We start from the raw sequence: 13,074 nt of genomic DNA on the forward strand, positions 1-13,074 counted from the left end.
TTGAAAATGAAGAACTTCATCAAATCACATTTGAAAACGGTGCTCGCGATCATCTGGTTCGCGTTCACGTTTGCACTTGTGGCTTGGTGGTGGGTGTTCTTCTTGATGGAGTTGGAAGGTGCGCGCCAACACCGTATGATCGCTTGGGAAGGTTCTATTCTTTTGGGGTCCATCTTAATTGGTGGAATTTCCTTAATCGTATTCACTTTCCGCGATAAACAGCGCCACGATCGGTTGCGTTTCTTTTTCTCGACTTTCAGTCATGATATCAAAACTTCAATTGCCCGTTTAAGACTGCAAGCTGAAGTTTTGGAGGAAGACTTGCAAGGCAACAGCCCGCCCGTCATGAAGCGTTTGATTTCTGATATCCAACGCTTGGATCTGCAACTTGAAAATTCCCTGCTATTGGCAAACCTTGAGGTAAGTCCCCTTCTGCACGAAGAGATTTCCCTGAGCGGTTTACTGGCCAGCCTGCGCACAGAATTCGCGGATCTATCCGTTGAATTGGAGCGCGATGCCCGCATCAACGGCGATCGTCGCGGGTTGATGAGTGTTGTGCGTAACTTACTACAAAACTCCGTCCTGCATGGCAAAGCCACGGCAGTGAAAATCAGCGTTCGCGCTTTGACTGGCAATCGTCTGGAAGTGATCTTCACTGACGACGGCCTGGGCTTTAAAGGTGAAACTGGCAAACTGGGTTCAGAACTCCTAAACTCCAAAGACTCCCGCGGCAATGGCATTGGACTTTTGATCACAAAACGATTGATGGAAAAAATGCGCGGCGACGTCCGCTTTGAATCCACTGAAAATTCCGGATTTAAATCCATTTTGCACATGGAGGGCCGTCTGTAATGAGAAAAGTCCTTCTGGTTGAAGATGATTTATCCCTGGGTGAAACACTGACGGAACGTCTGCGCAAGGACTATGAAGTTTCCTGGGGTAAAAGCGTTGCCGAAGCATGGTCCATTTTCAGTAAAGAAAAAGATTTCGATCTGGTGATTCTGGATGTGGGACTTCCTGACGGTACGGGCTTTGAGCTTGCTGCCAAAATGAAAAAGCTCACGCAGGTTCTTTTCCTTTTCCTGACCGCTCAAGCGGATGCGGAATCCCGCCTGCAAGGATTTGAACTGGGAGCCGCGGAATACATCCCTAAGCCTTTCCATTTGAAAGAGCTTTTGATCCGCGTAAAACACGTTTTGGATGCACACGCTCCTTTGAAGGAAGTGCAACTGGCTACGTGTGTGATTAATTTTACTAACATGTCTGTGCGTAAGAACTCAGGTCAAATCGAGTACCCGGCCGTTACTGACATGAAGATTTTGCAGTTATTAATTGATAAAGCACCACGGATTTTAAGTCGTGACGAGATCATGAATGAAATCTGGGGTGTGGATAAGAACCCAAGCCACAGAACGATTGATAATATCATTGTTCGTCTGCGCCACTTGTTGGGCGAGGACGGCGATAAACACATTCGTTCCGTGCGCGGCATCGGCTACCAATGGTCCACGGAGGAAACGACAGTATGAACACACTTTTTCACAACGCTCTTCAAAGAAAAGCACAGAAGACTCCTCCAATCTGGTTCATGCGTCAGGCCGGCCGTTATCACCAGCATTATCAAGGCATGAGAAAGAAAAACTCTTTCGAAGAGCTTTGCAAAACTCCTGAACTGGCAGCTGAAGTCGCTCGCGGTCCTGTGGCTGAATTTGATTTTGACGTGTCTATTCTTTTCTCTGACATCCTATTCCCACTGGAAGCTTTGGGCATGGGTTTGAAATATACAGACGCTCACGGTCCGCAATTGGGCTTTAAACTAAACCCTGAAACGATCAACAACCTGGGCGAAGTTCAACCGGCGATCGAATTCATGAAGTTCCAAAAAGACGCTGTTATCGCAACTCGCGAAGTTCTTCCTAAAGACAAAAGCTTGATCGGCTTCGTCGGGGGTCCTTGGACCTTGTTCGTATACGGTGTTGAAGGTTCCCACGCAGGTTCTTTGATTCAATCCAAAGTATTGATCAATATGTTCCCGAAATTTCTGGAAAAGATGCTTCCGCTTTTGAAAGCCAACATCCAGTTACAACTAGATGGCGGCGTTGAGATCGTGATGATCTTTGATACGGCGGCTGGCGAAGTATCTCCATTGTTCTTTAAAGAATGGATTCAGCCGGTGATCTCGGTTCTTGCAAAAGAGTTCCCGGGTAAAATTGGTTACTACTCTAAAGGTACGCAGCCGACATTCTTTAATAAAGAATTCGCAGAGCTTCCATGGGCTGGCCAGGGTTTCGACCACCGTTGCTACATCCCGGAGTGCTTCAAAGTTCAAAACAAAGGCTTCGTGCAAGGTAACTTCGATCAAAGCTTGTTATTTATGGATGACGCTGACTTTAAAAAAGCGGTCGCAAACTTCCTGGCTCCAATGAAAGACATGGCGCCTGAAGCACGCGCTGGTTGGGTTTGCGGTCTAGGCCACGGTGTCCTGCCAAAAACTCCGGAAAAAAACGTGAAACTATTCATCGAAACAGTTCGAGAGGTGCTTTCATGATTAAAGACCTTTTAGCCAAATACGACGTCCCGGCACCCCGCTATACTTCTTATCCGACTGTGCCTTATTGGGAAACCAATCCGACACGGGATCAATGGGTGTCGCACCTAAAAACCACTTTGCAAAAAAGCGACGGTGGATGGTCTTTGTATGTGCATATTCCATTCTGTGAAACTCTTTGTACTTTCTGTGGATGTAACAACATCATCACGAAAAGCCACACGAAGGAATCCCCTTATGTGGATATGCTGATCAAAGAATGGAATCTATATAAGCAACAGGTACCGGAACTTTTGAAAGCTCCGTTGAAACACATTCACTTGGGCGGCGGAACTCCCACGTTCCTGTCAGCTGAGTCTTTGTTGCGCCTTCTGACTCCGATCGTGAATGACTGCAATCTGGATAAAGAACACTTCGAGGGTTCTATCGAAGTCGATCCTCGCAGAACCACTCCAGAGCAATTAAAAGCACTTCGCACCTTGGGCTTTAATCGCGTCAGCATGGGTGTTCAGGACTTCAATCCTGAAGTTCAACGTCTGGTAAATCGCATTCAGCCTTTGGAAATCACGGCCGAGCTTTCGCAGGCTGCCCGTGACCTGGGTTATACGTCCGTGAATTTCGATTTGATCTATGGCCTGGCAAAACAAACAGCAGAGTCTATCCGCGAAACTGCGGAAGCCACTGTGAAATTGCGCCCGGATCGTATTGCTCTTTACAGTTTTGCCCTGGTTCCCTGGATCAAGCCCGCTCAGCGCCTGTTCAAAGACGAAGATCTTCCAAAGGCCGCTGAAAAACGCGAGCTTTATGAGATCGCCCGCGGCATTCTGATTGATGCTGGTTACGTGGAAGTGGGCATGGACCACTTTGCTCTGCCTACAGACAATCTTAGCATCGCAATGGATGAAAAACGTCTGCACAGAAATTTCATGGGTTACACCGATCAAAGAACTGATGTTCTTTTGGGCTTGGGCGTATCCTCGATTTCTGAAACGCCGTATAGCTTTCATCAGAACGAAAAGGTTTTGCCTTTGTACGAACAGGCCATCAACGACGGCTTGATTCCGACAATGCGTGGTCACATCCTGACTGAAGAAGACCAAATTCGCCGTCGTCAAATTCTAAAATTGATGACCGAATTTGAGGTCGAATTCCTAAGCGCGGAACAAGAGCAAAAAGCTGCTGAGTTTTTAACTGAAATGATCAAAGACGAACTTCTGGTCATTAAAGATCATAAACTGGTTGTATTGGAAGCGGGCCGTCCGTTCCTGCGCAACGCCTGCGTATTCTTTGACGAGCGCTTGAAGACGAAACAACCTCAAACCAAGATTTTCTCTCAGTCTATATGAAAAAGGTCACGGTTGTCGGAGGTGGCTTCGCGGGACTTACAGTGGCCCTGAAGCTAGCCCAAAAAGGATTCAAAGTTCACCTTCATGAAAAGTCTGCCCGTCTGGGTGGACTTTTAGGAACTGAATATGGCGAGTTCGGAATGGCTGAAAGAGCTGCGAACTCGATGATCCTGACAGACCGATCAGAAAAGTTATTTAAAGAAATCGGTTTGGATCTGACCTTCCCGTTAGAATCCTCCAAGAAAAGATTTATCTTTCGTGGCTTTCCCAAAGCGATGCCACTGAATCCATTTGAAATCCTGAAGGTCGCCTTCACTGTCATTCCCAGAGTTTTATTTGCCAAAGCTTCTTTAAAACCAAATGCAGGTGAAACATTAAAAGACTGGGGCTTGCGCCGCCTGGGCAAAGCAGCCACGACTTACCTGTTGGGACCTGCCATGCAGGGAATTTATGCAAATGAATCCCAGGATCTAAGTGCTTCCCTGATTATCTCGCCTTTGTTTAAGAAAGACCGCGAAAAATTCCGCGGCACTATCAGTGGTCCCCAAGGTATGCAGGACATTGTTGATTATCTGCATGCGACACTACAGCAGCTTGATGTGGAAATTTACCTGGAATCAGATATCGATGTTTCCAACGTCGATGGACCCGTGGTGATTGCGACCTCGGCCAATGCTGCTTCCAATATTTTAACAAAGTGCGCCCCTGAGATTTCAAAAATCCTAGCCCGTGTGAATATGTCGTCCTTGATCAGCACGACCGTTTTCTTTGATAAGGCCCAAACTAAGTACAAAGGTTTTGGCTGCCTGATTCCCCGTGGTCTTAAGCTGCGCACCTTTGGTGTGTTGATGCCTCCGTATATTTTCGCCGGTCGCAACAAGAACTATAACGAAACCTGGATTATGGGTGGCAAAAACAATCAGGATCTTTTGAACTATACTGACAAGGACCTTTTGGATCTGATCAGCAAGGAACGCAAAAGCATTTTCAAACGCCAGGACAGCATCCTGGATGCGAAAATTTTCCGCTGGAACCAAGCATTGCCGGTCTACGATCTGGAGCTTGAAAAAATCCAGCAAGAGCTTTCGCAAAGCCCTGCCCTTGCCGCAAAAGATGTATTCCTTCACGGCAACTACCTATCCGGAATCGGCCTTAGCAAAATACTAGAGCGCAGCGAACGTTTGAGTGAAGAGATTGCGAGTCAACATGGCTAAAACAGGCGTTTTACTTTTAAATATTGGCAGCCCCAGATCCTATCAGGTTCCTGATGTTAAAAAATATCTGACACATTTCCTGATGGATAAGGAAGTTATCAATCTTCCGTTTATCCTGCGTTGGCCATTGGTGAATCTGTTGATCGTGCCCAAGCGTGGCCCGATCTCGGCTGGAAACTATAAAAAGATCTGGCTTGAGAATGGCTCCCCACTGACTGTTTATACTGTTGAGTTTGCAGAACTATTGCAAAAATCCCTGGGCGAGCAGCACATGGTAAAAGTGGGCATGCGCTACAGTGATCCAGACATCCCGTCAGCGCTGAAAGCTTTTGCTGATGCTGGCGTTGAAAATGTTTTGCTGGCGCCGATGTATCCGCAGTACGCCGATGCGACGACAGGATCATCTGTTCGCGAAGTTCAGCGCCAGATCAAAAAACTAGGTTTGAAATTTCAGGTAAAAACCATTCCTGACTTCTATCAGCATTCTTGTTTTGTGGATCCTAGTGTGGAAATCGCCCAGCAGTTCTTGCAGGGTAAAACAATCGAACACTATTTGTTTTCGTTTCATGGTCTGCCTGAAAGCCACGTAAAACAAAATGCGGGTTGCCTGGTGACTGCAGATTGCTGCATTCAACCGAAAGCTTGCGACAAGCCATGCTACCGCGCCCAATGCCTAGCCACAGCAACAGCCATCGCCAAGAAAATGGGACTGACCAAAGATCAATGGAGCTTGGCTTATCAATCCCGCTTGGGACGTGATGAGTGGTTAAAGCCTGCGACAGATGCAACGATTGCGGAACTGGCGCCAAAGTATAAAAATATCGCTGTGCTTTGCCCTTCGTTTGTTGCCGATTGTATCGAAACACTTGAAGAAATTGGCATCGGTGGAGAGGAAACTTTCCACGAAGCTGGCGGCAAAGAATTCCATCTTGTCCCATGCGTGAATGTGAACAACAACTGGGTGAGTCAGTTTGCTCAATGGATCAGCTCTCAGACTTGATTAGTTACTCTAATTTGACCCACTGCGCTTTGCTATATAACAAATCCTGATTAGTATTGGAGCCCTAACTAATCAGGAGTAGCAACTTTGAATACGACATCATTGAAAGCAGGATTGCTCGCGCTTGTCCTTGCTCTGACGGTTCCCGTTCCCTCTCAAGCCGGTTTGGATATTTTTGAACCCGGTAAAAAAGTGGTCGAAACAATCCGCAAACAAATTGCCAAGCAAGACATCGGTGCCACGATCGGTCTTAGCGGTGATATCATTGATGGACTTCACGTTTCCTTAAAGTACAAAGCCAAGTCCGAACCTTCTTACCTTGATGGTTATTACACTCGCCTGGATAAATACACTCTGACATCTGAAATCAATGTCGGCGACCTGATCGATGGCAGCGACACTCCATTTGGTCTGGAAATCGATAATGACACGGAAGTTTACTTCGCCCGTCAGTTCAAAACTCAGGGTGAGTCTCTTCGTGCTATTCCTTACTCGATCAAACACATCCCTTTCACGGCCAAAAAAGCTGTTCAGAATCTGAAAGTGGGCGACTTCGTCGCTTTGCAAGGGAAATTGAGCATCGTGTTTTCTATCGGTGGTGCCACGGATTTGAATCCAACGATTGAACTGGGTGGTTCCACTCACGTATATCTGTCTGGCGATTTCATGATTCACTTGTACCGCATGGCCGATGATAAAATCCGCGTAAAATTAATCACTCTTAGAAGCCGTGGTACAGGTGCTAAAGCCAGCATCGATTACCTGGGCAAGCTTAAAGTTGTCGGCCTTCGTGTGATCGATCGTAAACTTGAGCGCTGGGTGGATTTGAAACCGGCTTCCCTGAATTTCGGTAAAAGTCTGAATGACGTATTCATGCTGGATTACGTATTCGATCTTAAGAATGCGCAAGCCGCGACGGCATTTGATAACTTCATGAACAAAAAATTGAAGTTCAAAAACCTGAAAGTGATCGACCCAACAGCTTCCCGTCCTGAACTGCAAAATGAGCTGATGACAGATATGACAGAGGTTGAAGACCTTTACATGGCTGACCACAATCTGCCAGCGGACCAACGCCGCATTGATCGCGTCTTTAAAGGTTCAAATACTTCTGTGGACGTGATGTCCCGTTATAAGCTTTCCATGAGCATCCTGCGCCTGGAAGCGAACACAATGTACTCGCAAAACAAACTGCAAAACTTCGATGCGAACAACCTCGAAAAACAGTACATCCTGGACACTTATCAAAAATCCGCTCAATCCAAAATCTTCTATGGTATCTGGGGTAACAAGATCACGGAAGGTGATCACATTATCTTTAATTCCAATCCGAAATGGACTCCGGGCTCATTGGTAACGGCTTCGCACTTTTACGAAGCGCGTATGAGAAACGTTTCCAAAAAAGACTTCGGTAAAATGCAAAATCGTACAACAGAAATCCTGCCTGAGTGGATCTCCCGTCAGATTGACTGGAAACGCTGGGATTTCTCGAACGGCGATATCGTGAATGGATACTTCCGCCATCAGGTGTGCATCCACCCTGAGGCGTACGATGCTCTTCCAAATTACACGGCAGCTCAGGTTAAGAAATTGTTCCTGGCTTACTTGAAATCTGAAGATCAGGATCTGGATCAGCTAAGACGCAACAAGATCGCGAAAATCTCAGCGAACTTCTCGTACCTGTTGCAACCATACATGACGGATCAGGCGCGCTATGAGGCGTTCCGCAACCTGCAAAAGATTGCTATGTGGCGTGATCATGGGGCTTACTTCATCCTGACTCTTTTGCCGGATGCACACTTTGAGCAGCTGGTTACTTACGAAATGACTTTCACGGGTCGCAAAGTGGATCCAATCAACTTCCGTTTTGGTAATTTCGAAAAGCAGCAGCTGTATCAGTCCCTGCTTTATATCCAAAATCTAATCAATGACCGCTCATTCGATTTGCGCCTGGTGACAGATTCCACCGGCGGAACAGCAAAACCATAAGACATCAGGGGCCTCGCAAGGGGCCCTTTTTTTTAACTTTTTGTGACCGTTTTCAAGCCTCTTCCCCCTCTGAAAACCGCCTCTTTTCGCTAAATTGTAATAAATACACCGACTAAGCCCGCGGCCACCGGGAAAACATTGTCCTGACTTCAAAACATTCTTTAGATTAAAGGATTTTAAGTATATTAATCGAACCCTAGTTGCTAAGTAGTCCAGCTCAATTACATCAAGAACTAAGGGGAACGATAGTGTCATTCTTGAAAACACATCTCGTAATAGCTGCTCTTATTGTGGGATTCACCACAACTGCTTCTGCAAAAGTTTACCTGAACTCTGCCTGCACCATGAAGGCCAATTCCAAACAAATTGAAGGCAATGGCAGCAAGGACGAAAAGTTCCCCCTAGCATCCATTTCAAAACTAGTGACCTCGTTGTGGGCCATTGAAACACTGGGTGCCGACTACCGCTTCACTACGAAAATTCATTTAACTAAAAAAGACGACGGACTTTACGACATGCATATCGAAGGGGGACACGATCCTATCTTCGGTCGCAGCGTTGGATACTTCATTCTGGCTCAGCTGAACATGAAAGAGCTGAACATCCGTCAAATCGATACGTTGACGTTTGATGAAAACTTTTTGATGGAGTGGAACGTTGAAGAGCCCGTCTCTATCGCTGGTGATACAAAATACTATCCTGATCAGGCAGCTCAAGTAGCCCATGTTAAGCACGAGCTTGAAAATGGCTTCATCACTCCGATCGCCGACAACTCTTATAAATACATCCGCTCCCTGGCGAAATCTGTGGGCGTAGAGCTTCCTGAAAAGAAACCTTCCATCAAGTTCAACAAAGTTGAATTCCTGGCTAAGCAGGATTTCAAGCAGGACAACCAGACCATTTCGTTCACGTACCGTTCAGCTCCCCTGCATAAGATCGTTAAAAACATGAACAACAAGTCCAATAACTACATTGCGGATCATCTGTATTGGAATCTGGGTGACACTCCGGCGTTCAATCTGTATCTGCAAAACAGTTTGAAAATGGACAACCGTGATCTGCAGTTCAACTTAGGCTCCGGCAATAACGCTGATTATATCTCCAAGAAAAAGTACGACTATAACGAGGGCACTTGCTCGGCGATGATCAAGGTTATGATCCGTCTGAATGAAGTTCTGGCTAACAAAGGCCTGTCATTGACTGACGTCATGGCGGTGGCTGGTGTGGATACGGACTCCACTGTTGCACGCTACAAAGGTGCGATGGAAGGTGCCATGATCGGTAAAACCGGCACGGTCGATAAAGCCAAAACACTGGCGGGATCTATCTCTACAGGAAATGGTAAAATCTATTTTGTCATTTTGATGCACAAAGATTCTTCCGGTGAAAACGGTTCCGCCGCGAATGCGATTAAAAACCGAATTCGCGCTCTGTTCACTATTAACGATGGTTCCAAGAAAATTGCTTACTCTGAAATCAGTGCGCTGCCGTTTGATAGCAAATCCGCTCTGGTTATGGAGTTTGGACCTAAATTAGGAATGTTCTAATGATCAATGTAGCGATCTGGATTTTTTATGTTCTTGTGGCACTCTTCACGGTGTTTGGTCCTATCCACGCCCGCGGCGAGTCGGTCGAGAACCTAAACAAAGCCATTGAGCTGCAAAAGAACTCTGAAGTTAAAAAGCAGGTTCAGAATAAATCCTTTGATCCTGCCCAAGGCGACGAAGATGGTATCACTCCGTTGATGGCCGCTGCCATGAATGGCAATACCACGGCGCTAAAGCTTATTCTTAAATCCAAACCAAACCTGGAACAAAAAAACAAATTCAGCGACACCGCTTTGGCACTTGCAGTTTCCAATGACCAGGATGCTGCCGCGAAATTATTAATTGAAGCGGGCGCCAGCGTTGATATCCCTGTGCTTTCTGAAAACAAGGACACCTTGCTGATCACCGCAGCCAAAAGCAGCGAGAAAACGACTCGCCTGATTTTAAAAAAGAACAAATCCGTCATCGATCAAAAGAACGCTTTGGGTAATACCGCATTGATCGAATCTGTACTTGCAGGTTACGACAATATCGCAAAAGTTTTGGTTCAAAATGGCGCCAATCAGTCAGTTAAGAACAACGAAGGAAAAACCGCGTTGGATCTTTCCAAAGAACTAAAAAACACTTCGTTGATTTCCATTCTATCCAAGAAGTAAAACCTCACTCCGAGGTCAAAGTTGTCAGTTTGTACACCCGCTACGGGCGTACGTTTGGCAACTATGGACTCAAATCTCAGCAGTTAATTAATAAAGAAGTTATACAGCCGCTGCTGCTGCCCGAGGGCTGTAAGCAATCATCAGGCATTTTGGACATAAAAAAACCCCGGTTTGACGCCGGGGTTTTTCTTGGAAGACTGAATTTCAATCTCTATGCATTCAACTAAGAGAACAACTTCTTGATGAAGCTGGAAATCTTTTTGCCGATTGTTTGTTTCGGTTTTGGTGGTCTGCGAACCGCACTTGCACCTTTGCGTGGCTCGTGGCGTTTGTTGCCACCTTGAGCCTGGTGACGGTTGTCACCGCGTTTTTGTTGGCCGTGCTCTGGACGTTTTGCTCCATGCTCAGGACGCTTTGCGTGTCCTGGACGTGGTCCATCGGACTTCTGAGCAGTTGCGCCTTTGCGCTCTTCACGTGGGCCTCTGTTTTCACCGCGGTTTTCACCACGCGGGCCACGGTTGCCATCACGACCTTCGCGACGTGGGCCACGATCGCCTTCACGGCGAGGACCACGTTCACGGTTTCCACCACCACTGCGACCGCCCTCCCGACGAGGACCGCGCTCACCACGTTCGCCATCCAATGATTTCGGATAGTGACCGTCGAAACGATCTGGGAATGGTTTGAATTCCTGAAGCAGCTGTTCGTTTTCCAAATAGCCCACTTCGATTTTGTGTTTCAAATAATCTTCGATACGAGTCAAAGACTCGATATCTTTTTCGCCCACCATGGAGAATGCCTGACCTGTTGTTCCGGCACGGCCTGTACGACCAATACGGTGAACGTAAGATTCAGAATCCATCGGCAATTCGTAGTTGATAACAAGGTCTACACCTTTGATATCCAGACCACGGGCTGCAACGTCTGTTGCTACCAGGATGTTCAGGTGATTTTCCGCTTTGAACTGCTCGATCACGCGGTTGCGCTGAGCTTGAGTTAACAAGCTTGAGATCGCCATTGCTGGCACATCGTTATCAACCAGGAACTTTGTGATTTTCTCTACGTTCATTTTGAAGTTCGTAAAGATAATCGCCTGTTTTGGATTATGAACTTTTAGCAAAGACAAAAGATGCTGAGGTTTTTCAGCGTTGCCCACGTGGAAGATCTGATCTTTCACGTTTTCAGCTTTGGCCTGGTCACGGCTGATGTTGATTTCAACCGGCTCGGAGCCGAATTGGTAGGCGGTATTCAACACGTCGAAGTTCAAAGTTGCAGAGAACACCAGGAACTGACGTTCGCGAGGAACTCTTTGCAGGATGTACTTCATATCGTCTTTAAAGCCCATGTCGAACATGCGGTCCGCTTCGTCAAATACGATCGCGCGAACCTGCTTCAAATCCACCAAGTGCTCTTTGTAAAGATCGATCAAACGGCCTGGAGTCGCCACGATGAATTCAACACCGTTTTTAAGCGCCTCTTTTTGTTTGTCGTATCCAGTACCGCCGTAAATCGCGAAACCTTTAAGGCCGCTGTCGACACCGAACTTGATGATGTTGTCTTGAACTTGTTCTGCCAATTCGCGAGTGGGAACCAAAACCAAAATAAAGTTTTGTGGTTTCCAGTCCTTGAATGCGCGCTTTTCGATGATTTCTTTTTCTGAATCAGAAATTTCGCCGTGAGCTGGGCGGGCACGAAGAATACGCTCCATCAATGGCAGAACAAATGCTGCTGTTTTGCCGGTGCCTGTTTGGGCAAGGCCGGCGACGTCTTTGCCATCCAAAATATATGGCATGGCTTGCGCTTGGATCGGTGTGCAATCGTCAAAACCAGTTTTTTGGATTGCAGATGATAGCGCGGGATCTAAATTTAACTCTGAGAATTTCAATTTCTTATACTCCGGTTCTAAGCCCCAAACCTACTTTTCAGTGCCTTAAAAGTCACCAACAAAGCTTTTTAGGGTCTCTATAAAGGCCTGAGGCTGATCTGAATGGACCCAATGTCCAGCCCCAGAGATTTCGACGCCCTTAATCATCGGGTTCTCGGCTAAAATTCGCTGATAAATATCAGGCTTAAGCTCTTGAGACTTCTCGCCCCGAATCCAAAGGGTTGGCATTTTCAGGCCACGGACCTGGTCCCAACGCTCGCGCGTGTGTCCGGCCTTCACTGATTCGATAATACCATACTTGGAGAAGCGCCAATCGACGGTCCCGTCTGGTTTTTCAATCATGTTTGAATAAAAATACTGAGCCATGACTTCGACTTTTTCTCGGGTCTTGGCGGTTTTGACAAAATCCTCCATAAAGTACTTGCGAGCTTCATCCCGGGAGGCAAAAGGCGTGGGAGCCAGATTCAAGAGATACTCATAGTATTCATAAGCATTGGCAGCGGCTTCGGGACCGATGTCTTCCACGATCAGCTTTTCGACGTATTCGGGATACATCGAAGCGAAAGCCAAAACGTTTCTTCCGCCCATGGAGTGACCGACCAGAATGAACTTATCCCAGCCCAGCTCGTCCACGATTTTTTTAAGATCATCGGCATAGTTCTCAGGCGAATAACCTGATTCCGGCTGAAAAGACCGCCCGTGGCCCCTTTGATCGTAGGCAAGACAGCGTTCTGTCGCCTCCAGGCCTGAAATAATCCGGCGCCAGTTCTGGCCATAGCCCATAAGCCCGTGAATAAACACCCATTTTCGTCCATTTTCTGGACCATAGATCTGATAGTTGAAATTATCCAAGTATGCCATAAGGCCCCTATCCTGCGCCCTTGAGTGG

The 13,074-nt window shown here is 46.8% G+C and carries 11 protein-coding genes; 9 read left to right on the top strand and 2 right to left on the bottom strand.

Annotated features, from left to right (window positions below):
• Positions 1-6 precede the first annotated feature (6 nt).
• From ACLWNV_RS15965 to ACLWNV_RS16005, 9 genes are all read left to right on the top strand, one after another.
• A complete protein-coding gene (locus ACLWNV_RS15965; protein WP_413585435.1) occupies positions 7-852 on the top strand; it encodes a sensor histidine kinase in 846 nt (281 codons plus the stop codon).
• Positions 852-1,529 carry a response regulator transcription factor gene (locus tag ACLWNV_RS15970; protein ID WP_413585436.1) on the top strand — a complete coding sequence of 226 codons (678 nt, stop codon included), beginning with the start codon at positions 852-854 and terminating at the stop codon, positions 1,527-1,529. Before ACLWNV_RS15965 ends, ACLWNV_RS15970 begins: the two co-directional genes overlap by 1 nt.
• Positions 1,526-2,548 carry a uroporphyrinogen decarboxylase family protein gene (locus ACLWNV_RS15975; RefSeq protein ID WP_413585437.1) on the top strand — a complete coding sequence of 341 codons (1,023 nt, stop codon included), beginning with the start codon at positions 1,526-1,528 and terminating at the stop codon, positions 2,546-2,548. Before ACLWNV_RS15970 ends, ACLWNV_RS15975 begins: the two co-directional genes overlap by 4 nt.
• Positions 2,545-3,894, top strand: a complete 1,350-nt coding sequence (gene hemN, locus ACLWNV_RS15980) for an oxygen-independent coproporphyrinogen III oxidase (RefSeq protein ID WP_413585438.1) — start codon at positions 2,545-2,547, stop codon at positions 3,892-3,894. The genes ACLWNV_RS15975 and hemN overlap by 4 nt, the downstream gene beginning before the upstream one ends.
• Positions 3,891-5,108 carry a protoporphyrinogen/coproporphyrinogen oxidase gene (locus ACLWNV_RS15985; protein ID WP_413585439.1) on the top strand — a complete coding sequence of 406 codons (1,218 nt, stop codon included), beginning with the start codon at positions 3,891-3,893 and terminating at the stop codon, positions 5,106-5,108. Before hemN ends, ACLWNV_RS15985 begins: the two co-directional genes overlap by 4 nt.
• Positions 5,101-6,108: a ferrochelatase gene (gene hemH, locus ACLWNV_RS15990; protein WP_413585440.1), complete on the top strand. Its 1,008-nt coding sequence runs from the start codon at positions 5,101-5,103 to the stop codon at positions 6,106-6,108. Before ACLWNV_RS15985 ends, hemH begins: the two co-directional genes overlap by 8 nt.
• An 87-nt stretch (positions 6,109-6,195) precedes the next feature.
• Entirely contained in the window at positions 6,196-8,097 is a 1,902-nt protein-coding gene (locus ACLWNV_RS15995; RefSeq protein WP_413585441.1) for a hypothetical protein, read from the top strand.
• A gap of 257 nt (positions 8,098-8,354) precedes the next feature.
• A complete protein-coding gene (locus tag ACLWNV_RS16000; RefSeq protein ID WP_413585442.1) occupies positions 8,355-9,644 on the top strand; it encodes a D-alanyl-D-alanine carboxypeptidase in 1,290 nt (429 codons plus the stop codon).
• Positions 9,644-10,300, top strand: coding sequence for an ankyrin repeat domain-containing protein (locus ACLWNV_RS16005; protein WP_413585443.1), 657 nt, complete (start codon positions 9,644-9,646; stop codon positions 10,298-10,300). Before ACLWNV_RS16000 ends, ACLWNV_RS16005 begins: the two co-directional genes overlap by 1 nt.
• Before the next feature lie 223 nt (positions 10,301-10,523).
• Here ACLWNV_RS16005 and ACLWNV_RS16010 read toward each other — a convergent pair whose 3' ends face one another.
• Entirely contained in the window at positions 10,524-12,185 is a 1,662-nt protein-coding gene (locus ACLWNV_RS16010) for a DEAD/DEAH box helicase (RefSeq protein ID WP_413585444.1), read from the bottom strand.
• A gap of 45 nt (positions 12,186-12,230) precedes the next feature.
• A complete protein-coding gene (locus ACLWNV_RS16015) occupies positions 12,231-13,046 on the bottom strand; it encodes an alpha/beta fold hydrolase (protein ID WP_413585445.1) in 816 nt (271 codons plus the stop codon).
• Positions 13,047-13,074: the final 28 nt, after the last annotated feature.

The organism is Bdellovibrio sp. HCB274 (genome assembly GCF_047306075.1).
Lineage (GTDB): Bacteria > Bdellovibrionota > Bdellovibrionia > Bdellovibrionales > Bdellovibrionaceae > Bdellovibrio.